Here is a 23,886-nt window from a genome sequence, read left to right as displayed (position 1 = left end):
TGAGCGTCAGTGAATATCTGCCGACCGGAACTATTGCCGGCTAGGTCTTCGCCAAAGGCGCGGTACCGATCGTAGAAATCACGGGTTTGATCGACCTTCGTGCCCATGATCTCGGTGATTCTGCGGTAGCCGTAGCCTTGTTTGATTAGTTCTCCGCCGCGGGCCCTCATGGCTGGGTCTCTGAAATCTTTGGGTGTGTCACCCATAGTGCTTTCCCCTTTGGTGGTTGGAGTGGGACTTTGTGGTCTTCTCTCCAACTTTTGGGGTTCACTTCACGAAAAGGGGGTGCAGTCATTCTGTACGCGCCGAGGCCCTACGAATTGGTTAGGGCGGCGCGGCGGGCTGCACGTCGGGCGGCACGGCGGGCGGCGACGCTGAGGTGATGCCGCAGACAGCGGCGCTGAGGCCGTGCCGCAGGCGGAGACTCCCGGGAGTTAGGCCTCTGGCGAGCGGGGGTTCTTCAGACCGGAGCCTTCGGGAACGTTCGCCGGATCTTCACCCTCGTCGATGATGCGGTTATCGCCGTCGACGAAAATAACGTGCGGCTTGCGGGTCTTGGCCTCGGAGTCTTCCATCAGGCCGTAGCCGATGATGATCACGAGGTCGCCGGGGCTGATCAGGCGTGCCGCGGCGCCGTTGATGGAGATGATTCCGCTGCCGCGCTCACCGGTGATGCAGTAGGTGGTCAGACGGTTGCCGTTGTCGATGTCGACGATGTCGACCTGCTCGCCTTCGAGTAGATCCGCGGCTTCCATCAGGTTTGCGTCGATGGTGCAGGAACCTACGTAGTGCAGGTCAGCCTGGGTGACTGTCGCTCGGTGGATCTTGGACTTCAGCATGGTCCGGAACATTTACTTTTCCTCCCCTGCGGGCGCCGACCCGGCGTTTTCGCCGTCCTTGCCGCCGTCACGGCTCTCTCGTTCGGCCCGCACCTGACGCACCTTATCCTGCAATTCGCGCAGCTGCTCCATTTCTTCGGAAGTGAGCGGGCGATCGTCCACGCCGGCTGCGTTCAGTGCGGCCTGGGCGATCTCCTGCTCTTCACGCTTGCGCACGTCACCAAGGATGACGCCAACGTTGTCCAGCAGCCGGGTGGCCCCAACTCGCGCAGCGACGAGCAGGCGGGCTTCGCCTTCGCCGGCGATGGCTTGGGGTTCCAGGGCGTCGAGGCGACCGTCGCGAAGCACGAGGTAATCGACGTCAATCTCTGGGCGCTCAGCAAGGATTGACTGCGCCACCTGCAGAACCATGTCTGCACCACGGTCACCAACGTGGGCGCCAGCGGTCAACGCGGCCGACAGCGTCACTGCTAGTTCGCGCTCTTCTGCAGAGAGGTAACGGTTGCGGGAGCTCATCGCCAGGCCATCGCGCTCGCGGATGACAGGGACGGAGTGCAGCTTCACCGGCATATTCAGGTCGGTAACCATCTGCTGCATGAGAACGAGCTGCTGGTAGTCCTTTTCGCCGAAAATGGCGTCGGAACAATTGGTGATGTTGAATAGTTTGTTGCATACCGTCAGCGCACCGTCGAAGTGGCCGGGGCGGGTAGCGCCCTCTAGTTCAGAGGCCAGCGGTCCGGCGTGGACGGTGGTCCGGAAGCCGTTGGGGTACATCTCGCGGGCGTTCGGTGCGAAGACCAGGTCGGCGCCGACGGTGCGGAGCTTCTCCACGTCATCGTCGAGGGTGCGCGGGTAGGCGTCGAAGTCTTCGCCCTCGCCGAACTGCAGCGGGTTGACGAAGATCGACACAACGACCACGGCGCGCGGCATCGACTTCGCTGCCTGCACCAGTTCAAGGTGGCCTTCGTGCAGCGCACCCATGGTCGGCACGAGCACGACAGGACGGCCCGTCTTCCGCATGACGCGGGTGACCCGGTCGATGCTCTCGATGGTTGTGTGGACGGTGGTCTCACCTTCGGTGAATCCGCTCAACGGTGTCCCCTCCGGAACTAGATATTCACGGGAACGGTGGTCCGGTTCCCCTCAACACGCCAGATACACCGTACTCGGTCGCACCTGGCAGACCTAGCCGGGACAGTGAGTCTGGGTACGGCTTCAGCGGGAGAATCGTTCAAGTACGGATTCGGACCCACGCATCTGTGCGATCCTCAGCGCCATCGCTCGGTAGGGGTCGGCGACCTGTGGTCGCCGCTCGGAAATGACTTCGAGATGCTTCCCGACGGTCACCTCATCTCCCCTCGCCGCCGGCCCCGTAATCGCCGCGGCTCCGCCATACAGGGCATTGTCGACGCTCGCGTGGATGATCGGGCCCAACAAAGCAGCCGCCGATTGACCTGACACATCCGGGTCAGAGCCACCGAAGGCAGTGGTGAGAAGGGCCACCGCATCAGCAACGATGGCCCCCACATGATTGGAACCGTGAGCCATGGCTGCGTGATAGAGCGGCCGAGACTCGTTCGGTACTGAAAAAGGCCGGCCCCCCATCTCACTGATGAGCAGTTCTGCGACAGTCGCGCCGATCTCATCTGCGGCGGTGACGCCCCACGGGCACTCGGACAGGTTGTCGGTGTCGACTGCCGATCCAATGAACGTCATCGCAGGATGGGCAGCAATGACGGTGGCTCCAGTCTCCGCCACGGGCACGAGCGGTTCCAGCCCGCGACTGCCTGCAGTGTGCAACACGATCGTTCCAGGCCCGGTGAACTGGGCAACCTCCCGGGCGACCGACTCCAAAGTCGGATCCGGGACCGCGAGAATGATGAGGTCAGCTCCGGAAGAGACGGTGGAGAGGGAGGAGATGGGGGCGTCGGGAAGCCGTTCTTCTGCTTTACGCTGCGACGCAGTGGAGCGGGCGACGACGCCGGAAATCCGGTGGCCGGCGCGCGAGAGCGCCTGACCTACAGCGGTACCGACGGACCCCGCCGAAATGACCCCGACATTCAGCCGGGGCGCGGCACCTGCAGTCACGCTTAGTCCTTGTTCTGGCGCATCTGAGCGAGGAGCTCCGCGACGGTCAGTCCGCCGGCGTGATCCTCAGCACGGCGACGTCCGCGCGGTGCATTGGCCTGATCGGCCTGGTCGGTGTCATCGGACGAAGAAGCCGATGCCGGCTCTGCCGAGTCCGGAACCTGGGGCATCACGTTGGTAGCCGCGGCAGACTGAGCAGCGGACGGCTTAACAATCGGTTCCTGCTTCTTCGGCTCCGATGTGGGCTGAGCCGGGGTATCCGAGGAACGGGCCCATCGGGACTTCGCCGGAGCAACCTGGGTTGGGCGGGAGTCGGCGGACGGCGTGTTGGCCTGAGCCGGGGTGGCCTTTGGTTCCTTAGCGGGCGTCGGTTCGGCCTTGGGCTGAGCCTTGGGTGTTGCCTTCGGGGCCTGCTTCGCAGCGGCACGCTTCGGCTCAGCCTTTGGGGCGCTCTTGGCGGCAGGCTTCTCCGCGGCGGACTGGCCGGAGGTCTCGCCGGACGGGGACCACTTCACCGAGCGGAACCCGGTGGTGGAGAAGCTGCTAGCAGGCTCAGCCTTCGAGGTGGAGGCTGCGGTCTCGGAGGGAGTCTCAACGACCGGGACATCCACCGGCTCGTCGGTCTCCTGAGTCGATCCCATGGAGGAGGAACGTGTGCGGTCCTCGTGGACGCGCGGCGTCGGACGGTTGTAGGACTCAGGGTCCTTCAGCGGAGATGACGAGGCGGCAGAGCTTTTGCTCGGGCTAGCCTCCTCCAGTTCGCGCAGACGCTCGGCCCGCGCACGCAGGGCGACACGCTCTTCGTCGAAGCTACCGCCGATGATGTCAACCAAGTGCTCACGCAAGGCCTGAACCTCAGCACGGAGCTGCGCCAGCATCTCGTCGCGGTCATGGTCGACGGAGTCGAGATAGTTCTGCTCCAGCAGGAGCTCCTGCTCCCGGTGGGTGATGACTTCCTTCTCCATCTCCACGCGGTGGCGCTCTTCGATCTCGCGCACGCGCTGACGCTCAGCGACCAACTGACGGCGGTACTTCGTCGTCAAGATTCCGCCGACGACGCCGGCCCACAGCGCTGCCAAACCGGCAATCTTCATCCAGGTGACCGAGTCGGTGAACATCATCACGATGCTGGCGACGACCGCGAGCGCACCCAGGATGGCGATGAGGATCGTGCCCATCTTGTCGCCACCGAAGGTGTCGAACTTGCCGTCGTCGTCGGAGGACGGGACGTACTGCCCCTCATCGTCGTACTCGGAGTATCCCTCGGAGTGGTACTCACCGGATTCGTCGAAACCTGAGAAGGAATCGTCCTCATCGCCGTAGTCGCTGTACCCGTTGTACTGGTCGTAGTCGGTATACGCCTGATCGTCGTAGTCCCCGTGTGAGGTTGACGAACCGTTCAGCTCATCAAAAAGGTCCCCACCGCCGGAACGGTCGCCGCCCCAGCTTTCGCTGAACCGGCCACTGTCCCGATCACTGCTGGAGGGTCCGCGAAACTGGTCTCCGGGATTCGTTCCGTCATCCCGCCGGTTCTCATAGGGGTGGGTCATGTCGTCTACCCTACCGAGCGCTCGGGCTTACACCAGGGATCCCCTGCCCATCTTTTTCGGGAGGCAACTGACATGAATGCTCCAGCCACATCCCGACGACACTGAGAACCACCCCGGAAACCACCCCGACCACCACGATCGGCCCTTCCGTTTCGACCGCTGCGAGGGTTCCCCACCTGGGCAGGAGCCATAGCGCGGCGCCCGCATACGCACCTGCCAGAACCGCCCCGAGCCATGCCGAAGCAGTACCGGCGGTGAGGATCCGCGCGAGAGTCAACGGGCTGACCTGACTTCCAGCGTCCTGCCCGACCCGGTTTTCCTCGATCACCTTTCGCACCCACCGGACACCGAAGGCACACAATGCGGTCATCACCCAGGGGAACAACAGGTCGGTCCACCGGACGGTGAAGACACCGAAGATCCGGCCGAACACGAGGTACGTGCACACAGCCAGCACCCCGGCGAGTCCGGCTAGCAGCAGCGGGTTGGTCTTCGACATGAGGGTCAGGCTCCATCCCAGGAGGTGTCGAGGCGACGAATTGAGTCGACATCCTCCGCCGGAAGCAGAGCAATAAGATCGGCCACCGAAACGCCGTCGAGGCTCGCATCTGGGTCCGCGTCTGCCCAAGGGACGAGCACGAATGCCCGTTCACGGGCCCGCGGATGGGGAAGCAAAAGTTCGGGGTCGGCGGAGGTGATGGGGGCGTTGGAGGCGTCGTGAAGCGACACGATGTCGACGTCCAGAGTCCGCGGACCCCAACGAATTTCACGCACCCGATCCGCCGCCTGCTCCAGGCGCTGACAGCGCCGGAGCAGGGCCATCGGCTCCTCCTGCACATCCACGATCAGCACGGCGTTGAGGAAATCATCTTGCTCAACTCCACCCCACGGAGGCGTGGCAAAGAAGGCAGAACGCGCAACAATCTGGCCATCGAATTCGCGCGCCACCGTGCGCAGCAGCGCCGCAGAATCACCCTGATTGCCGCCGATGGAGAGAACCGCGAAATTGGTCCCCGACATCAGACACGACCCTTGCGGGAGCGGCGAGCAACCACCGCGACGTCATCGAAATCCCGCGGAATCGGAGCTGAGGGCTTGTGCACGGTGACCTCGACGGCGTGGAACTTCGGGTCCTCGATAAGCCGGTCAGCGATCTCCGAGGCAACGGTCTCGATCAGGTTGCGGGAGGGGCCAGCGAGGATTCCGTAAGCGAGCTCCGCCACGGCGCCGTAGTCGGCGGTGTCCTCCAGCTCGTCGGACTTAGCTGCGGCGGCGAAGTCGGTCCACAGGGTTACGTCACAGCTAAAGTCCTGTCCGTCACGCTTCTCGAAATCAAAGCAGCCGTGGTTTCCCCGGGCCTTCAGCCCCTTCAGCTCGATACGGTCAGCCACCGGTGCGCTCCTCCAGGATCGTGGGTGGACCCATCTCTGGGCCCGGTGAAAAGTTCGTCACCGGCCGCGGGAAGTCCTCCTGATGCGGCCGGAAATTCACCCGCCGAGGTCCGGTATCCACCGGTCGACGGGTGCCCTCAACGTTACCGGTCTCGCTCCGTGGGACCCGACAGGTCGGGGTAATCGTGGTCCGCGGCGCCACCTTCGATGGCTCGGCCAGCGGCCCAGGAGGCGGCGACGTCAACGGCGTCACGGCTATGCCGGACCTCGTGGACCCGCACCGCCCAAGCGCCGGCTGCGGCCGACAAAGCAGAAATTGCCGCCGTGGCCGGATCTGCGAGCTGGGGTCCTCCGTAGGGAGCCTCAGTGTCCATCGATCCGGGGCCCCGAGCCGCTTGGACCTGGGCTACGAAGCGTTTCCGGGATGCACCGACCAGAACTGGGAATCCCGTCGCCACCAGTTCCGGCAACGAGTGCAGGAGGGCCCAGTTGTCATCGGCGTTCTTCGCGAACCCCAATCCGGGGTCCAAGATGATGCGGCTCTGCGGGACACCGGCGGCCATGGCTGCCTCTGCTCGGCGCAGCAGGTGCTCGCGGACCTCGGTCACGATGCCCCTGGGGTCCGGCTCAGCCCTACCCGAGGCTCCGGTGAAGCGGTCGGTGCGCCAGTGCATGAGACACACGTCGACATCAGATTCAGCGCAGACCTGGAGCATCCGGTCATCGGCGAGGCCGCCGGAGACATCATTGACAATCGTCGCGCCGGCATCGGCTGCGGCCTCAGCAACCGAGGCTCGCATCGTGTCTACCGATACCTTCACTGAGGCTGCAGCAAGGGCTTTCACCACCGGAACGACCCGGCCCAATTCCTGTTCTGCAGGAACCCGAGTAGCACCGGGGCGAGTCGACTCTCCTCCAACGTCGACGATGTCCGCGCCATCTAGAAGCAGCGAGCGAGCATGCGCCAGTGCCATTTCCGGGTCGATCCACTGGCCGCCATCAGAGAAGCTGTCGTCAGTGACGTTGACAATGCCCATGACCTGGCACCGCTCACCGTTGTCCCGCGCGGATCCCACCATTGCTGTCACCGCCCGGTGATCAGGCTCATCGCTTCGGAACGGGAACGAGCATCACTCTTAAAACCACCACGGACAGCGGAGGTCATCGTCACTGCACCCGGCTTGCGGATGCCACGCATTGCCATGCAGAGGTGCTCGCACTCGATCACGACGATCGCCGAGGAGGGGCGGAGCTTCTCCACCAGTGCGTCCGCGATCTGGCTGGTGAGTCGTTCCTGCACCTGCGGCCGCTTCGCGTACAAGTCAGCAAGACGCGCCAACTTGCTCAGACCGGTGACGCGGCCTTCTTTGCCCGGGATGTACCCGATGTGGGCCTTGCCGTAAAAGGGCACCAAGTGGTGCTCGCAGGTCGAGTAAATCGGGATGTCCTTGACTAGGACCAGTTCCTGATGCCCCTCGTCGAAGGTCTTATCCAGAACCTCGCTGGGATCACAGTGCAGTCCAGAGAACATTTCCCGGTACGCCCGAGCCACGCGTGCGGGAGTTTCCTGCAGGCCTTCGCGGTTCGGGTCCTCGCCCACCGCAACCAGCAGTTCACGCACCGCTGCCTCTGCCCGGGCGTGGTCGAACTCGAATTCCGGGGTGTGGTCGCTCATCGTTACTTGTCTTCCTCGTTTTTCTCGGAGGGGCCGAAAATCTCTTCGCTTATCGACGTCTCCTCCCTCCGGTGGGCCCCACTCGAGTCGCCGGGATTCGGCTTCATTGATTCTCTCGGGGGAACGACCCGAGGAATCGACCTAGTGCGGTTCTGATCCTCATCGCTTGCACCGTCCCTGCGGTCCGGCTGCTCACTGTCTGGTAGGCGGAAGCCACGCTGCTCGGGCGCCGGGGTATCCCTCGGTGCCGGGCGCTGCCATGAACCTGAGGACGACTGCTCGGAACCGGAGCGCGGGCGCTCCCATCCGGTGTGCGTCTGCGGCTCGGACGGTGCACCATAGCGGGCGTTGCCAGGATGCTCTCCCTGCGGTGTCTGCGGACCCTGCGGGCCCTGCGGGCCCTGCGGAGTCACCGGACCTTGAGGCGCCTGGGGGGCTTGCTGCGTCTGCGGCTCTGCCGAGGCACCGCTGTACCGCGGGGCGTCCTGGTTCGGCCATCCCGGAGCAGTCCACCCTGCCGGTGGCGGCGGGCCACCGTAGACAGGAGTGTCCGGGAGCTGACCGCCGGCTGCGCCCTCACCATCACCGGTCTGACCGGCAGAGCCCGGCTGGTCCAGCGGGTTCTCGGCGTCGGCGGGCTCGCGCACTGGAGCGAAGATATTGATCGGCTTCGGGGGCTCTTCGCCGCGCTCGATGGCAAGCTCCACCGGGGTTTTGACCGGGGTGCGGCCATCGGCGACGAAGTACTGTTCCTCTTCGAAGAACTCGACACGCTCGCGCGGGGAGATATCGGAGAAGAGCTCCTCCAGATCCGGGCGACGCAGGGTCTCCTTTTCCAGGAGCTTCGCGGCCAGGTCGTCGAGGACATCGCGGTTGTCGCGAAGGATGTCGTACGCCTCGCGGTGTGCCTTCTCCAGGAGGTCGCGCACCTGCAGGTCGATCTCGGAGGAGATGCTGTCGGACGGGGTGATCGATCCCTGTCCCTGGGCTCCGCTGAAGGGATCGCCGTTTTCGGTGCCGTACTTGACCGGTCCGAGGGTCGGCGACATGCCGTACTCGGTGATCATCGCGCGGGCGATCTTGGTTGCCTGCTCGATGTCGGCGGAAGCACCGGTCGTCGGGAGGCCGAAGACGAGTTCCTCTGCAGCACGGCCACCCATGGCGAAAACCAGACGTGCGAAGAGCTCTGGCAGGTTGTACATGCCCTTGTCGTCCTCGGGGACGGTCATGGCGTGGCCGCCGGTGCGTCCGCGAGCAAGGATGGTGACCTTGTAGACACGTTCGATGTCCCGCAGCGCCCACGCGGCCAGGGTGTGCCCGCCTTCGTGGTAGGCGGTGACCTTCTTCTCGTGCTCGGAGATGACCTTCGAGGTGCGTCGGGGGCCGCCCACGACGCGGTCAACGGCCTCTTCCAGAGCGTCGTTGGTAATCACGTCCCCACGCACACGAGCGGTCAGCAGAGCGGCCTCATTGAGGACGTTCTGCAGATCAGCACCAGACATGCCGGCGGTGCGCTTCGCCAGCAGGCTGAGGTCAACGCCCTCTGCCAACGGTTTGTCCTTGGCGTGGACGGTCAGGATCGCTTCGCGGCCCTTCATGTCCGGCTCGCCGACCGGGATCTGGCGATCAAAACGTCCCGGACGCAGCAGTGCCGGGTCGAGGATGTCCGGGCGGTTGGTCGCCGCCATGATGATCACGTCTTCGCGGTCAGAGAATCCATCCATCTCCACCAGGAGCTGGTTCAGGGTCTGCTCACGCTCGTCGTGTCCACCACCGGTGCCGCTGCCGCGGTGGCGGCCAACGGCATCGATCTCATCGATGAAGATGATGCACGGCGCGTTTTCCTTCGCCTGCTTGAACAGGTCACGCACACGAGAGGCACCGACACCAACAAACATCTCCACGAAGTCCGAACCGGAGATCGTGTAGAACGGCACGCCTGCCTCACCTGCAACGGCACGCGCCAACAAGGTCTTACCGGTACCCGGAGGTCCATAGAGCAGCACACCGCGCGGGATCTTCGCACCAAGCTGCTGGTAGCGGGCCGGGTGCTGCAGGAAGTCCTTGATCTCGTCGAGCTCCTGGACCGCCTCGTCGGCGCCCGCAACGTCCGAGAACGTCGCCGTCGGCTCCTCCTTGTTGAGCATCTTCGCCTTGGAGTTGCCCATTCCGAATAGCCCACCGCCGCGTCCGCCGCCCTGCATCCGGCTGAACAGCCAAATGATCAGGACGAAGAAGATCAGCATCGGCACCAGGAAACCAAGCATCGACATCAGGAACGAATCCTGCGTCACCCGGGTGTTGTATGAGTCCAGGTTCTCGTTCCCGGTGACGGCAGCGAAGACTTCGTCGGTGCCACGGGCCGGGTACTGGGCCATGACTTCGTTGACGTCTTCAGTGCCGTCCACCTCAATGCCGTCACGCAGCGTCAACCGCAGCAACTGCTCACGGTCGTCGATCTGCGCCTCCATGGCGTTGCCGTTATTTAGCTGCGCCATCGCGACGGAGGTGTCGACCTCCCGGTAGTTGCGGGTGTCGTCCGTGAGAGTGGAGAAGGCGAAGAACAGCAGCAGGACGAGGCCCACCACCGTCACAATGCGGAAAACTCTCTTCTTATTCATTCGGGAGATCGGTGCCTTCGGTTTGTTGGGGAAAAGTGCCGGTCACCGGCTGCTCAGTTCCGGTACACCTTCGGGTGCAGGGAACCGACGTACGGCAGGTCCCGGTACCGCTCGGCGTAGTCCAGTCCGTAGCCCACGACGAACTCATTCGGGATGTCGAACCCGATATCCGCGATGTCGATCTTTGCGCGCAGTGCGTCCGGCTTACGGAGCAAGGTGATGACCTCGAGCGACCGCGGATTGCGGTTGCGGAGGTTCTTCATCAGCCACGACAGGGTCAGCCCGGAGTCAATGATGTCCTCCAGGATGATCACGTCCCGGCCCTCGATGTCGCGGTCAAGGTCCTTCAAGATACGTACAACGCCCGAAGACGTCTGGGAGTTCCCGTAGGACGAGACAGCCATGAATTCCATCTGCGTCGGCAGGTCGAGTTCACGGGCGAAATCGGTCATAAAGAAGACCGCACCCTTGAGCACGGCAACCAGGATGATGTCTTCGTGGACGTCCTTGTATTCCTCGTTGACCTTCTGCGCCATCTCCCTGATTCGGGTGCGCAGCTGTTCTTCACTGACGAGGATTGCTTCGACATCCTCACCGTAGGGGCTCGGTGGGACGTTCGGGTCCTTCACGTCATGCATAGGTTCGCCTTTCAGGGCTGTCGGTTGGGACGAGGCGTTTCCCGGAGGCTCAGGGAGTCGCCGACTTTCGACACGACCACCCTACCGGGCAGGTCCACCGGCCCGAGGATCGCCGGTTCCCGCAGGAGTTTGTCGAGGGTTTCCACATGTTCTGCGGTGAGTTGGCGAGCACCGTTCGCTTCCGCCCACTGTTTGAGCACGCGGCTGCGAAGTGCCCCGGGGAGGTCCTTAGTGGAGGGATGGAGGAGGGTGAGGTCGGAGACGTCGGGAAGCGTCTGTCGTGCAAGTTCGTCGAGGAAGGCGTTGTCTCTGCGGATCTGATCCGCGGTGCGGGCGAGGTTGGTCACGGCGCCCTGCCCCAACTGCTCGGCGAGCACCGGTAGGACCTCATTGCGGACGCGGACGCGGGTGTAGCCGGGGTCATCATTGTGAGGGTCGTGCCAAGGAGTGACGCCGAGTTCGGCGCAGGTGGCCAGCGTGTCCGCCCGGCGCGCCCCACTTTTCTGCCCCGAGCAGGTGTGCAGTAGCGGCCGGATCACGGTGACTCCGTCGTCCCAGCGCGTCACGGTCGGCATCCCACCAAGCGCAGCAGGCCCAGATCCGCGGGCCATGCCCAGCAGGACCGTCTCGGCCTGGTCGTCGGTGGTGTGAGCAAGGGCAACAAAACCACGCTTCCCGACGTCCACCTCCACCCCAATCTCCCTCAACACCCGATGCCGCACCTGTCGGGCGGCATCTTCCGGGCCGGTGCCGGTGGGCTGAACTTCGACGGGGACCACGCGGGTGCTGATGCCCCAACTAGTGAGCAAGGCTGCGGTGTCACGGGCGACGGCGGCGGTGGCGGCCTGGAGTCCGTGATCGATGATGACGGCGAGGATATCCAGGTCTGATCTGCCTCTGGCCTCTGCGGCGCAGGCGGCAACTAAAGCGAGCGAGTCAGCGCCGCCGGATACGCCAACGGTGAGGGTCGTGGGCTCACCTGGGTGCCACAACGGGAGGGTGTCGCGGACCCGTCGACGCAGAGCTGCGAACGTCGGGCTGCGGCGGGGCCAAAATGGCTCCGGGTGGGGAGCGCTCACAGCTGGCGCAGTTCAGACAAGGCCTTGTCGGCTCCCGCGCGGCCTGCGGAGACATCAACGTCATTGGAGAGCAAGGCGAAGGTGAGCACGCGGCCGCTGTCGGTGACGACGATGCCAGCGAGGGTCGAGGTCCCATCCAACGTTCCGGTTTTCGCGCGGACCCAGCCGGCGCCTTCAGTTCCGTTGTAGCGGCTGGCCAAAGTTCCGGAGACTGCCGCCACTGGCATGGAATCCAGCAGCGGTGCGAGCTCGGCATTGCCTGCGGGGCTGGCCGCTGCGGCCAAGACGGTGTGGAGCTGCTTGGCGGTCAGCAGGTTATCGACACTGAGTCCAGACGCATCCGCCGGGGACGCTCCATTGGGAACGAGCAAATCATTTTCCTGCAGCACCTCGACGATCGCTTCTGCGGAGCCTGCGAAGGATGCGGGCTTGCCGCGAGCTTCGGCAACTTCCCGGCCCAACGCTTCGGCCAGGACGTTGTCGGAGTGATCCATCATCTGGCGGACCCGAGTAACCAAGGGTGCAGACTCGACGACAGCGATATTGGCGGCATCCTCCGGGATTGCTGACGTATCGATCTCACCAGTGCGGGCTGCCCCCACTCGCTCTGCGAGCTCCTGGGCTGCCGCGATCGACGGGTCATCAGTGCGAGGTGAGCCGTCATAGGACGGGTCCGTGCGGCCGGCATCCATGGAGACCAGCGTGATGGGCGAAACGTAACCGTCTTCAAAACCGCGTTCGGTCCAGGTCGGGTGCATCTCCTGGTCCTCGGGGCCGGTCTCCACCAGTACGGAAATGACGTTGCCTGCATTTTCCGAGTAGTACTCATTGACCTGCTGTGCGAGGTCCTCGATAGAGGCAGCCCCCGGGTAAAAGCCTTCGCCATCAGCAGACAGAGTCGGGTCACCATGACCTCGAAGGATGATCGTGCCTGGGGTATTGCCCTGCACAACGGAGGTCTCGACTGTCTCCTCATGGTCCAGTTCCAGCAGCGCTGCGGCACCGGTGAGGATCTTCATGGTCGACGCCGGTCGGACCTGTTCATCAGGGTCTTTCTCCCACAGCAACTGTCCGGTCTCAGCATCAGAGACCATCCCCACGGTATTGCCCATGGCATCGGCTCCGACCGCCTCTTCCATGACCTTGGCCACCTCATCAGCGAAACCAGCCGGCAGCTCCGACTCAGCGTCGGTTCCCACTGCCTGCGGAGGGGCCACCACCTCAGCGACCGTCGGAGCCGCCTCCACATGCACAGCATTGCGTGAAGCCATTACTGCCATCACCACCACTGCGACAACGAGGACGACAACCGCCACACTGGCGGCGATCCACCCTGTCCTACTCTTCACGCGAGTCACGTGGCTCCTTCCGGGGAGGTGGCTGAAAGTCAGCGATCTAGTCACGGCCTGACAAGACGCTGCCGGTACAGTAAACAACTGTAGAGGCTGCGCGGACAGTGTCTCCGATGCATCGCCCGCACCGGGACGTCGACTCCGTCGGCGCCTTCCACCCACCCGTTTGTCAGATTCAACCGTACAGCGGCACACACAATAGGAGATGACGTGAGCATCGAAGTGACCATCGAGATCCCCAAAGGTCAGCGCAACAAGTACGAGGTCGACCACGAGACCGGCAAGATCTACCTCGACCGCTACCTGTTCACCCCGATGGCCTACCCGGCCGATTACGGATTCATCGACCACACCCTCGGTGAGGACGGCGATCCGCTCGACGCACTGGTGATCCTCCCGGAGCCGGTCTTCCCGGGCGTCATCGTCAAGGCCCGTCCCGTCGGCGTGTTCAAGATGACCGACGAGGCCGGCGGCGACGACAAGCTGCTCTGCGTTCTCGACGATGTGCGTTTCGACCACTACCAGGACATCGGTGACGTCTCGAAGTTCACTCTCGACGAGATCGAGCACTTCTTCGTGCACTACAAGGACCTGGAGCCCAACAAGGAGGTCTCCGGATCCGGTTGGGGCGACAAGGCTGAGGCTCAGCGCATCCTCGACGAGGCCATCGAGCGCCACAAGTAAGACCAACGTGGGCGCTTGGCGGTCACCGCGCACGCGCTGAACGGCTGCCCACACTGCACGCCCGAGTGAACCGAGTTTCCTATGGTTCTCTCGGGCTTTTTCGCGCACGGACCCACCTCTTCGTCGCACATACATTCGTCACGTGACGAAAAGGTGCAGGTCGAGGCCAAGGAGAGTTACCCGCTGCGTTGCACCGACTTCCTCCCTCTGTGGCAATTTCGACCCAAAATCCGACGATTCTGCAACGGAGCGAGGAAGTTGCTGCCACCGAACGGGTAACCCGACTCTGTCTTCCGTCGGTAGACGACGTGTCGCACACCTACCGCGACATGCGGCACAATGTGCCCATGGAATTCATCGCCGTGAACGAAGTACCCGAAGACGCCCAGCTAGTGGACGTGCGGTCAGACATGGAGTGGAACGATGGGCACGCCCCCAACGCCATCCACATCCCGATGGAGCAAATCCCCGCACGTTTCGGAGAGCTGGATCTGGATAGCGACATCTACCTGATCTGCAAGTCCGGCGGACGCTCCGCACAGGTCGGCCAGTGGCTGGAGCAGAACGGAATCGACACCGTGAATGTCTCCGGTGGAATGATCGACTGGGAGCACGCTGGACGCCCCATCGTCACCGGCTGAGCACTCATTGGCTAGTTTCTTAAGGTCCCCGCAGACAGCGAGTACATCACTCGCGCTGCGGGTGCTGTCGTTCTCGGAGACAATGGGACGATAGAAAATCAAGGCTGAAGAAGGGCTCAACTCAGTTGAACGACGGATCGCCGGTTCCCGTGCCGGCGCAGTATCTCCTAGAGGATCGGGCCCCGCGGCCGCGGACCCTCATTGACATCCTCCGGGCCACGGCCCGAAAGTACCCGGATGCCGCCGCTCTCGATGACGGCGATGTGGTTCTCACCTATGCCGATCTCATCGAAGAGGTCGAGACGACCGCCGATTGGCTCGGCGAGCAGGGAATCGGAGCCGGCGACCGTGTAGGAATCCGGATGCCCTCCGGCGACCGCGGTCTGTACATCTCCATCCTGTCGGTGTTGGCTGCTGGCGCTGCCTACGTGCCCGTCGACGCTGACGATCCCGATGAGCGCGCCGAGATGGTCTTTGGCGAAGCCGGTATCGCAGCCTGGTATGACGCAAACGGCTTGCACATGACACCGGGCCACTCCCCTGCAGAGGGCTCTCGTCCCCCGATGCCCGAAGACGACTGCTGGATCATCTTCACCTCAGGGTCCACCGGAAAGCCCAAGGGCGTGGCGGTGACTCACCGATCGGCAGCGGCATTCGTCGATGCTGAGGCACGCCTGTTCCTAGTTGACCATCCAGAAGGCCCCCTCGGCCCTGACGACCGTGTTCTGGCTGGACTGTCCGTTGCCTTTGACGCGTCCTGCGAAGAGATGTGGCTCGCCTGGGGCCATGGCGCCTGCCTGGTGCCGGCGCCGCGGTCGCTAGTGCGCTCGGGTGTCGACCTCGGCCCATGGCTGATTTCGCGACACATCACGGTGGTCTCTACTGTCCCGACTCTGGCCGGCCTGTGGCCCGCAGAGGCTCTTGACCACGTACGTCTTCTCATCGTGGGTGGTGAAGCATGCCCGGCTGAACTGGTCGATAGGCTCTCTACCGACGAGCGCGAGATGTGGAACACCTACGGACCCACCGAGGCCACCGTCGTCGCTTCCGCATGCCGTCTCTACCCCGGTCAGCCGGTCACCATCGGGCTGCCGCTGGATGGCTGGAACCTTGCCGTCGTCAACGAGTCTGGCAATCAGGTCGAGTTCGGTGAGACCGGCGAATTGGTCATCGGCGGAGTGGGACTAGCCCGCTATCTCGACCCTGCCAAGGACGCTGAAAAGTACGCCCCAGCACCGGAGCTCGGCGCCGGTTGGGAGCGGGCCTACCGCGCCGGTGATCATGTCCGGCTGGAACCGGAAGGTCTGCACTTCGTCGGTCGCGTGGATGACCAGGTGAAGATCGGCGGCCGCCGCATCGAACTCGGTGAAATAGAGACGAATCTCGCCTCCCTGCCAGGCGCGACTCAGGCAACCGTCGTAGTGCAGAAGACAGGTGCCGGTGACTCGGTGCTCGTCGGATACGTCGGCGCCGGTGGTTCTGCCGAGTTGATGGATCATGCTGCGTGCCTAGAGATGCTTCGCGACGCGATGCCCGCGGCAATGGTCCCCCGACTGCACATCATGGACGAACTGCCGGTGCGTACCTCCGGCAAGGTGGACAAGGCCGCACTACCGTGGCCACTGCCGTCTGCTGCAGCCGATGACGCTGCGGCCGCGAACCTCTCCCCTGTCGAAGCATGGCTCGCCGGTATCTGGGTCGACGTCCTCGCGGTGCCGACTCCCGGCCCGAAGGACGACTTCTTCGCCCTTGGCGGCACCTCCCTTGCCGCCGCGACTGTCGTGGCTCAGATTCGTCAGCGCGCCCCAGAGGTTGCCGTCCGCGATCTCTACGACAACCCGCGCCTTGGCCGCCTGGCCGAAGAGCTGATCCAGCGCGGTGCGATTGATCCGGCGACGGTGACTGAAGACGTCGCCGACACCCGGGAGATCCGCCAGGTCACTCCCGTACCCAAGTCCACCCGCCGCATTCAGGCGCTGTCGATGGTTCCATTGCAGACCATCCGCGCCTTGAAGTGGGTCACTTGGCTCGTGATCCTCAACGCAATTGCCTTCGCGATGGGATCACCGGTGGCGCTGGATGTGCCGCTGTGGTTGGTCGCGATTCTTGCGGTGCTGTTCCTGACGCCGTTGGGTTCGCTGCCAGCCACGGCCGTGGCAACGCGATTCTTGGTCAAGGGCATTGGCCCGGGCGACTATCCCCGCGGCGGCTCCGCGCACCTGCGTCTGTGGGCCGCCGAGCGGTTGGCTGATGCTTCCGGTGCTCGCGACGTCGGCGGCGCGCCCTGGATGAACTGGTATGCCAAGACCATGGGAGCGAAGATCGGCAAGGGCGTCAGCCTGCACACGTTGCCGCCGGTCACGGGACTGTTGACCATGGAGGATTACTCCTCGGTCGAATTGGAGACTGACCTCACCGGCTATTGGGTCGACGGTGACATTGTCCACGTCGGCGAGATTCGCATCGGCGAAGGCGCCCGGGTTGGCGCTCGTTGTACTCTCATGCCCGGCTCGGATATCGGCGCTGAGGCTCATGTCGAGTCTGGCTCGTGCGTTACTGGTACCAAAAAGGTCAAGGCCCGAGCTCGGTGGGCAGGCTCTCCTGCTAGAAAGGTCGGCCGCCCCAAGCACCGCTTCCCCGAAGAAGCGCCGCCGCGCAAGGCATGGTGGTCGCTCATCTACGGAGCGACAGCCATCGTGCTGTCGCTGGTGCCGCTGAGTTCGCTGGCGGTGGCCACGGTTGTCATTGGCGTTGGGGTCCGCGGTTCGGAGACCTTCGCTGGGGTCTTGGGTTCGGCGCTGCTGTGGTCGATTCCGGCTGCAATCCTCGCGTTCATCGCGTATGCACTGATCACCTTGGTCTTCGTCCGGTTGCTGTCTATTGGTATGGGAGAGGGGATCCACCCGGTGCGTTCCCGTGTCGGCTGGCAGGCGTGGGCCACTGAGCGGCTCATGGATGCCGCCCGCACGGATCTCTTCCCCCTGTATGCCTCGACGCTGACGCCGATGTGGTTCCGCGCCCTTGGTGCTCGGGTGGGTAAGGATGCAGAGATCTCCACCACGGTCGCTATCCCGAAGTTCACGGACATCAAGGAAGGCACTTTCCTCGCCGATGACACCATGGTCGCCGGCTATGAACTAGGTGGTGGTTGGCTCATGCTTGGCCAGACCCGCATTGGTCGGCGGGCGTTCCTGGGCAACTCCGGGATCGCCGGTCCTGGCCGCAAGCTCGGCCGCGATTCCCTGGTTGCGGTGCTCTCGTCTACTCCGAAGAAGGCCAAGGCGGGCTCGAACTGGTGGGGTTCTCCCCCGGAACGTCTGCGCCGTGTCACGGCGGTGGCTGAGGAAGGCGAGAATCTCACCTATAACCCTGGTGCCGGCGTGAAGATCGCCCGCGCCCTGGTGGAGGTGTTGCGCCTGCTAGCTCCGATTACCTCGCTCGCCCTTGCCGTGCTCACGCTCGGCGCGATGCAGGCTGCGGCTCTGGGCATCGTTTCGCTTTACGACGCCCCCAGCACCCCATCCATCATCCTCGGCATGACCATCGCCTGGATTGTGGGCGCGCCGGTCTTACTCATCTCCGGGCTGCTGGCCGTAGTGGTGACGGTGGTAATGAAGTGGGTGTGCGTCGGGAAGCATAAGGCGGGTGAACACCCGCTGTGGAGTCCGTTTGTCTGGTTGAACGAGCTGCAGGATGTGTTCGTTGAAATGGTCGCCGGTCCTTGGTACCTCAATCCGGCCTCCGGCACTGGTGCGCTCAGCCGTGCGATGCGCATGCTCGGCGCTGATGTTGGTCATGGTGTGTGGCTGGAATCGTACTGGCTGCCCGAAACTGATCTCTGCCACATTGGTGAGGGCGCGACAATTGGCCGCGGCACCGTGGTTCAGACGCACCTGTTCCAAGACCGTGTCATGTCGCTCGACCGCGTGGATATCGCACCTGGTGCGACCCTTGGACCGCACTCGGTGGCATTGCCGGCCGCAACCATCGGGCAGTCGACGACTATCGGCCCTGCCTCGCTGGTCATGCGCGGCGACGTGGTTCCGGCGGGAACCCGGTGGCAGGGCAATCCGATTGAGCCGATGAAGAAGTAGAACCTCGCCCCGGTCGCGCTTTCGATCCGCCGGCCGGGAACAGGTTGATCAGTGGTCGATTTCGCACACCTTCTCGATTTTCACTTCGCTTCCGAATGTCATTGTCGGAGCCATGGAGATACTCAGTTTGTCTTTGCAACGAACAGCCTCCCCATGTAAGGAAACGAAGAACAATGACTGATCCGCAAAACCCCCAGTACCCGGGCAACCCCTACGACCCGAACAACCCTCAGTTCGCGAGCATGCCTCCGCAGCCGGGGCCTGAACCGAAGCAGAAGAAGCCGGTCTACAAGCGCGGCTGGTTCATCGCCGTGGCAGTTGTGTTCGGACTCGTGGTCGTCGGCACAGCCATCGGCGGCGGCGAGGAGTCCTCGACCACCGCATCAGCCGACGCCGACACCGCCGTCATCGAGGAAGCCGCCATTGAGGAGCCAGTGGAGGCAACCCAGGCAGTCGAGCGCGAGGAAGCCCCGGAGCCCACATCGGAGACTGAGAGCGTTCCTGTCGAGTACCGCAATGCGCTGCGCAGTGCGGAAACCTACGTCAACATGCTGAATATGTCAGAGCAGGGAGTCTACGACCAGCTCACCTCAAGCGTCGAAGGCTTCAGCCCGGAGGCTGCGCAATACGCGATCGACAACATCGACGCCGACTACAACAAGGCTGCCCTGGAGAGCGCCAAGATCTACCAGGACATGATGGCGATGTCGACGCCCGCGATTTACGACCAGCTCGTCTCGCAGTACGGAGAAAAGTTCACCCCGGAGCAGGCCCAGTACGCAGTCGACAATCTGCCGCAGTAACGGCCGGATCCCCATCGATTACTGGCACTACTTCGCGGCGATTCACCTCTTAAATCCCTAGCGGCAGGTTCTCGATCGCAAGCTCTAGGCCGTCGGCGGGCAGGTCCGAGGTATAGGTTCCTCCGCCGTGCCAGTCGGTGCACGCCGGCTGCGCCAGGGGCTGACCTGCAAAGCGGGCCATCAGGAATGAGAGCCCGTACGGCGCACCAGTTACCGCCTGCGCGAAGTGGTTGTAGCCAGTGATCTGCGGGGTGACGTCATCGCGGTAGATCACCTCACCACCCATCGAGCACCAGCGATCGGCCAAGTCCTTGGCCTGCTGATAATCCACGGTGTCGTCATGGCGCCCGGAGACCACCATCACCGGGGCGACCGGCGGCTTTGTACCCACCAGTTGATCATTCATCGCCGCCGCGCCGATAGGCATCTCCTGGAGCAATTCCGCCAAAGAGCGCCCACCGGAGATCCACTCTCGTGTGGTCTGACCGCCAAATGCTTCGGTGATCTCATCGGTGCACATCTGTGCGGCGGAGGTCAGGACGTCGCGGCCGTGGTCGGATAGGTTGGCGTCGATAAGCGTATCGAGTTCGGGATAACGAGCATTGAGCCCGTTAACCGTGAAGGCGATCGCGCCGACTAGGTCAGAGCCCTCAATCCCCCGCTGGACCGCATCGAGATCCGCCGGCGGGGCCGAGGCGTACGCACCAACAACGTTCAGCTCCGGCGCATAGTCCGCGGCCTCCTCGACCGCAGCTGCTGAAGCCCCTCCGCCCTGCGAGTGCCCGTAGAAACCGACCGGCCCAGCCTCACCAGACAATGCCTGCGCAGCCCGAGCCCCATCCAGCATCGCGTGCGATTGATCCGCGCGATTCATGTAGGTGTGCATGCCAGGGGTGCCCATCCCGACGTAATCAGTCACAAACACCCGCACCCCGGCTCCGGCGAAGACGAAGTCGTAGAGCCCTTCCAGGTTCACCGTGCGGCCGGTCTCGAATGGCGTCTCATTTCCGGCGATCGGCCAGTTCTTCGACGGCGCGCACTGGTCGCCCTGCCCGATTGTGCCCCGGCCGATCACGACGGTCGGACGCTCTCCCCCGGCTGCCCACGGGACGGACGGCTCAACCATATAACCGGTGACAGGTGTCGCGGCACCATTCTGGTCCACCGTCGAGTACATCAGCTTGGTGACGGCCATGGGCGCTGCGACATCGAGCTCACCTGGCACCGGAACCAGGGCCGTGTCCTCAGTGCGCAGGATCGTGCCTGGCGCGCCGGCGGTCACGGTGGAGGTGTCATAGAAGGCGTCGTACGTGGCGGCGGAGCCTGTCGGTTCCGCCAGGGCCGGAGTGCCCACGCCAGCAAGCATGAGCGCCGGTGTCACCGCCGCTACAAGCATTGCTTTACGACGCTTACCTGCCCACCAGCCACGATTCACATTCCACATGGAAAGTAATTTACATAACTGCCACTTCCAGCACCGTGAGTTCGCCAGGAAAATGACAATCGACCCTATTTCGATGGCTACACCCGACCGCGCCTCCAAGCGATCACCGAGCCGACGGTGAAGGCAACCAGGATTACGGGGAAGAACCAAAGGTAGAACGCCGCATCGACAGGCCCCGTCAGTACCCGGAACTGTTCACTAGACAGAAACTGCACCGACTGATTGAACTTGGGATACGGCTGCGACAGTCCCACAATGTCGTCCTTCGGGATGTTTACACCGAAATAGCGGGAAAGAAAGGCTCCGGCAGTACACACCAACGCCAAGACGGCCACCGGAAACGTCACCCAGAACCACGGGAACCCCCGAGACGGCTGCGATCGCCGACGTCGCAAAACCACCGCGCCGGTGCCAAAAACCACTAGAATCGCGGCGAAGAAGACCCAGCTCATATCCATCCCTTCTTCCATGCCCATGTCGACAGCCCCACCCCGACGATCCCGAGCAACGGATATCCGATACGGGCCCACTGGCCGCCCAGCAATTTCCAGGCAGCCTCATCGGAAAGAAATGTCCTGTCGGCACTGCCATCTGATTGGACCAAAGGCGCATACATCCCCCACCCGAAGTCGAATCCGCTTGCGGGGCTGCCTGGCAACCATGCCGAGAACGCCAAGGCAACCGCCAGTGCCGTCATCGCGAATACGATCCAGAACCACGGGAACCCCACCGCACCCGACTCACCCCGATAATCGGCATGCCGCGGAAGCACTGCACCGCCGACCAGCAGAACCACCAGGACAGCGAAGATCAGCAACCACGTCATCTAAGAAGGGTAACAACTGTTCCGAACCTCCTCGCCGCATTCCGGCGATAGTATCCGGGCCACAGCCATGACGGACTGTCGTGCTCTGGCAACGAAGTAGTCTTGTCGGTATTCCCTGTTATGTTCCGCGGTGATCGGAGGTGACCGTCGTGGTCGTACGTGTTGAAGTGAAGCCTGAGCTGCTGCAATGGGCCGTGCGCCGCGCAGGGTGGGACGAAGAGACGGCTCTCGACAAATTCCCGAGGCTGGTTGAGTGGCTTAGCGGCGACACACTGCCGACCCTTCGGCAGCTGGAGGAGTTCGCCCGGAAGAGCCATGTCCCCTTCGGCCAGCTGTTCCTCCCAGAGCCTCCCGTGGAGAGCATTCCCATCCCAGACCTGCGGACACTAAAGGACGAACAGTTGAAGCAGCCATCCGCAGAGCTGCTAGACACGATCTACTTGTGCCAGCGACGGCAAGACTGGTACCGGGATTTCGCTGTCAGTCACGGATTTGATGAGGTGTCTTTCGTCGGCCAGTCGACCACTCACCAAAACCCCGCGGATGCAGCTGATGGTATTCGCTCCGCCCTCGCTCTCGACACAAGCACCCGGGTCATCGTCTCGGACCGGAACACGACTTTCCGGAATCTGATTGACCGTATCGAGGGACTCGGTGTTCTCGTCATGGTCAACGGTGTTGTCGGAGACAACACGAGCCGACCGCTGGACCCTGAGGAATTCAGGGGCTTCGCCCTTGCGGATCCGATCGCTCCATTGATCTTCGTGAACGGCGCAGATACCCGGTCGGCGCAGATATTCACGCTGATCCACGAACTCGCGCACCTCTGCCTCGGAAGCAGCGCGCTGTCGGACGCCCGTTTTACAGCCGATGGTCCCGACGGCTCGAGCCACCAAAGTGAGGAACGCTGGTGTAATCAGGTCGCCGCTGAAGTCCTTGTTCCTCTCGAAGACATCCGTGCGGACTTCACAGGGTCGCTGGACGAGAGCACTCTACAGAAATTGTCGAACCGTTATCAGGTGAGCACACTGGTGATTCTCACGAGAATCTACGAAGCAAATCTGGTCTCCTGGGAGAATTACCGTACCGCGTACAGAGCTGAGCACGAGCGGATCATGAGTATCTTGGCGGCGAAGCCCCCGTCCAACGGAGGCAACTTCTACAACACACAGGTACGAAGACTCGGGCGGCTTTTCGCCAGTTCTGTTGTCAGCAGCACCTTTGAAGGTAGTACCCCGTTCCGGGATGCATACAGACTTCTCGGCACCAGATCCCACAAGACCTTCACAAAGCTCGCCGACACCCTGGAGGTCGCCTGATGTACCTCCTCGACGCCAACATCCTCATCGACGCGAAGAACCGCTATTATGCCTTCGATCTAGCTCCAGGGTTTTGGGAATGGATCGACAAAGCACATCAATCTAGGTCCATCGCCAGTATCGACGCCGTCCAAAAGGAGCTGATCGCCGGTAACGACGATTTAGCAGACTGGGCAAAGTCAAAAACCGGTTTCTTCCTCCCCGTGGACCAAGCCAGTGTGCAGCTTTTCCCTACTTTGACCCAATGGGCCAGCAACGGTGACTACCGCCAAGATGCGATCAACGAATTCACCGGACAGAACGCTGACTACCAGCTCATCGCTTACGCAAAGGCTCACCGGCACGTCGTTGTGACCAACGAACGATCCCAGCCATTGTCAAAAAGGCGAATCATGATCCCTGACGCATGTCAGGCAATGGGAGTAGCCACCGAAGATCCCTTCACCATGCTCAGGAAAAGCGGTGCACGCTTTGTTCTATGAGAGGTACCTCCACGACGCGCTCGGGAAGTAACGGCAGTCATGGCATTTATTGGCTCTTCACGTTTCGGAGTGCGTAGTTGACCACAAGGTGGGTTTCGGGGTGGCACAACATATAGGGGTCCTGCCCGGTACAAGATGAGAGTTACGACGCTTCCATCCAACCGAACCAGGACCCTACTGTGCAGCCTACTACTGGCAACCTCGTCGCCGACACCATCTGCCGGACCGCCGAGATCGGCCTGACGATCACCGGTGCCGCCGACGCCGGAAACATCACCATCATCGACGCCACACCCGTGTCCGCGAGCAACACCTGCCCTGACTGCGCACAGTCCGGGAAGCTTCGCGACCACGTCCTTC

The 23,886-nt window shown here is 63.0% G+C and carries 23 protein-coding genes and 1 pseudogene; 7 read left to right on the top strand and 17 right to left on the bottom strand.

Features of this window, described 5'->3' with window-relative positions:
* The 14 genes from YWU_RS0112900 to dacB all read right to left on the bottom strand — a co-directional run.
* The coding region (locus YWU_RS0112900) for a hypothetical protein (RefSeq protein ID WP_027020786.1) at positions 1 to 206 on the bottom strand (206 nt) is incomplete at its 3' end.
* Between the two features lie 228 nt (positions 207 to 434).
* On the bottom strand, positions 435 to 851 hold the full coding sequence (gene panD, locus YWU_RS0112895; RefSeq protein ID WP_027020785.1) for an aspartate 1-decarboxylase: 417 nt from the start codon (positions 849 to 851) through the stop codon (positions 435 to 437).
* Positions 852 to 1,931, bottom strand: coding sequence for a pantoate--beta-alanine ligase (gene panC / locus YWU_RS0112890; protein WP_027020784.1), 1,080 nt, complete (start codon positions 1,929 to 1,931; stop codon positions 852 to 854).
* A gap of 123 nt (positions 1,932 to 2,054) precedes the next feature.
* Positions 2,055 to 2,927 carry a Rossmann-like and DUF2520 domain-containing protein gene (locus YWU_RS0112885; protein WP_027020783.1) on the bottom strand — a complete coding sequence of 291 codons (873 nt, stop codon included), beginning with the start codon at positions 2,925 to 2,927 and terminating at the stop codon, positions 2,055 to 2,057.
* A 2-nt stretch (positions 2,928 to 2,929) separates the two neighbouring features.
* Complete coding sequence (locus YWU_RS17705; protein ID WP_027020782.1) at positions 2,930 to 4,477, bottom strand: DUF6779 domain-containing protein; 1,548 nt, start codon at positions 4,475 to 4,477, stop codon at positions 2,930 to 2,932.
* 10 nt (positions 4,478 to 4,487) lie between these two features.
* Positions 4,488 to 4,976, bottom strand: a complete 489-nt coding sequence (locus YWU_RS16945; RefSeq protein WP_051260363.1) for a DUF3180 family protein — start codon at positions 4,974 to 4,976, stop codon at positions 4,488 to 4,490.
* A gap of 5 nt (positions 4,977 to 4,981) precedes the next feature.
* The gene (gene folK / locus YWU_RS0112870; RefSeq protein WP_034647940.1) at positions 4,982 to 5,497 is read right to left on the bottom strand and encodes a 2-amino-4-hydroxy-6-hydroxymethyldihydropteridine diphosphokinase; all 516 of its coding nucleotides are present in this window, start codon (positions 5,495 to 5,497) and stop codon (positions 4,982 to 4,984) included.
* On the bottom strand, positions 5,497 to 5,868 hold the full coding sequence (gene folB, locus YWU_RS0112865; protein ID WP_027020780.1) for a dihydroneopterin aldolase: 372 nt from the start codon (positions 5,866 to 5,868) through the stop codon (positions 5,497 to 5,499). The genes folK and folB overlap by 1 nt, the downstream gene beginning before the upstream one ends.
* A gap of 143 nt (positions 5,869 to 6,011) precedes the next feature.
* Positions 6,012 to 6,947 carry a dihydropteroate synthase gene (folP, locus tag YWU_RS16940; protein WP_051260362.1) on the bottom strand — a complete coding sequence of 312 codons (936 nt, stop codon included), beginning with the start codon at positions 6,945 to 6,947 and terminating at the stop codon, positions 6,012 to 6,014.
* Positions 6,948 to 6,952: 5 nt separating this feature from the next.
* Positions 6,953 to 7,543 (bottom strand): GTP cyclohydrolase I FolE, encoded by a 591-nt coding sequence (folE, locus tag YWU_RS0112855; protein WP_027020779.1) that lies wholly within the window; start codon positions 7,541 to 7,543, stop codon positions 6,953 to 6,955.
* Between the two features lie 2 nt (positions 7,544 to 7,545).
* Positions 7,546 to 10,164: an ATP-dependent zinc metalloprotease FtsH gene (ftsH, locus tag YWU_RS16935; protein WP_084142201.1), complete on the bottom strand. Its 2,619-nt coding sequence runs from the start codon at positions 10,162 to 10,164 to the stop codon at positions 7,546 to 7,548.
* A 53-nt stretch (positions 10,165 to 10,217) separates the two neighbouring features.
* Positions 10,218 to 10,802 carry a hypoxanthine phosphoribosyltransferase gene (gene hpt, locus YWU_RS0112845; RefSeq protein WP_027020778.1) on the bottom strand — a complete coding sequence of 195 codons (585 nt, stop codon included), beginning with the start codon at positions 10,800 to 10,802 and terminating at the stop codon, positions 10,218 to 10,220.
* A gap of 11 nt (positions 10,803 to 10,813) precedes the next feature.
* Positions 10,814 to 11,881, bottom strand: a complete 1,068-nt coding sequence (gene tilS, locus YWU_RS0112840) for a tRNA lysidine(34) synthetase TilS (protein ID WP_051260361.1) — start codon at positions 11,879 to 11,881, stop codon at positions 10,814 to 10,816.
* Positions 11,878 to 13,239, bottom strand: a complete 1,362-nt coding sequence (gene dacB, locus YWU_RS16930) for a D-alanyl-D-alanine carboxypeptidase/D-alanyl-D-alanine endopeptidase (protein WP_051260360.1) — start codon at positions 13,237 to 13,239, stop codon at positions 11,878 to 11,880. Before dacB ends, tilS begins: the two co-directional genes overlap by 4 nt.
* Positions 13,240 to 13,443: 204 nt before the next feature.
* On the opposite strand from dacB, the gene YWU_RS0112830 reads away from it, so the two are divergent.
* The 4 genes from YWU_RS0112830 (at position 13,444) to YWU_RS0112815 (ending at position 19,455) form a co-directional block, all read left to right on the top strand.
* Positions 13,444 to 13,917, top strand: a complete 474-nt coding sequence (locus YWU_RS0112830) for an inorganic diphosphatase (RefSeq protein ID WP_027020776.1) — start codon at positions 13,444 to 13,446, stop codon at positions 13,915 to 13,917.
* 209 nt (positions 13,918 to 14,126) lie between these two features.
* Entirely contained in the window at positions 14,127 to 14,558 is a 432-nt protein-coding gene (locus YWU_RS0112825; RefSeq protein WP_338025296.1) for a rhodanese-like domain-containing protein, read from the top strand.
* Positions 14,559 to 14,683: 125 nt separating this feature from the next.
* Entirely contained in the window at positions 14,684 to 18,652 is a 3,969-nt protein-coding gene (locus YWU_RS0112820) for a Pls/PosA family non-ribosomal peptide synthetase (protein ID WP_027020774.1), read from the top strand.
* A gap of 173 nt (positions 18,653 to 18,825) precedes the next feature.
* Positions 18,826 to 19,455 (top strand): Ltp family lipoprotein, encoded by a 630-nt coding sequence (locus tag YWU_RS0112815; protein ID WP_240484141.1) that lies wholly within the window; start codon positions 18,826 to 18,828, stop codon positions 19,453 to 19,455.
* Between the two features lie 49 nt (positions 19,456 to 19,504).
* Here the strand turns inward: YWU_RS0112815 and YWU_RS16925 are convergent, their stop codons facing one another.
* From YWU_RS16925 to YWU_RS16920, 3 genes are all read right to left on the bottom strand, one after another.
* Entirely contained in the window at positions 19,505 to 20,899 is a 1,395-nt protein-coding gene (locus tag YWU_RS16925; RefSeq protein WP_240484140.1) for a lipase family protein, read from the bottom strand.
* A gap of 77 nt (positions 20,900 to 20,976) precedes the next feature.
* Complete coding sequence (locus YWU_RS0112805; RefSeq protein WP_034647944.1) at positions 20,977 to 21,351, bottom strand: hypothetical protein; 375 nt, start codon at positions 21,349 to 21,351, stop codon at positions 20,977 to 20,979.
* Entirely contained in the window at positions 21,348 to 21,725 is a 378-nt protein-coding gene (locus YWU_RS16920) for a hypothetical protein (protein WP_034647935.1), read from the bottom strand. The genes YWU_RS0112805 and YWU_RS16920 overlap by 4 nt, the downstream gene beginning before the upstream one ends.
* Before the next feature lie 149 nt (positions 21,726 to 21,874).
* On the opposite strand from YWU_RS16920, the gene YWU_RS0112795 reads away from it, so the two are divergent.
* From YWU_RS0112795 to YWU_RS0112785, 3 genes and pseudogenes are all read left to right on the top strand, one after another.
* Positions 21,875 to 23,044, top strand: a complete 1,170-nt coding sequence (locus YWU_RS0112795; protein ID WP_027020771.1) for an ImmA/IrrE family metallo-endopeptidase — start codon at positions 21,875 to 21,877, stop codon at positions 23,042 to 23,044.
* Entirely contained in the window at positions 23,044 to 23,526 is a 483-nt protein-coding gene (locus tag YWU_RS0112790) for a DUF4411 family protein (RefSeq protein WP_027020770.1), read from the top strand. The genes YWU_RS0112795 and YWU_RS0112790 overlap by 1 nt, the downstream gene beginning before the upstream one ends.
* A gap of 179 nt (positions 23,527 to 23,705) precedes the next feature.
* A pseudogene (locus YWU_RS0112785) lies at positions 23,706 to 23,886 on the top strand (ISL3 family transposase); the annotation flags it as partial.

The sequence above is a fragment of the Corynebacterium sputi DSM 45148 genome (assembly GCF_000427865.1).
GTDB classification, from domain to species: Bacteria; Actinomycetota; Actinomycetes; order Mycobacteriales; family Mycobacteriaceae; genus Corynebacterium; species Corynebacterium sputi.
This window is presented reverse-complemented; position numbering and strand designations above follow the sequence as displayed.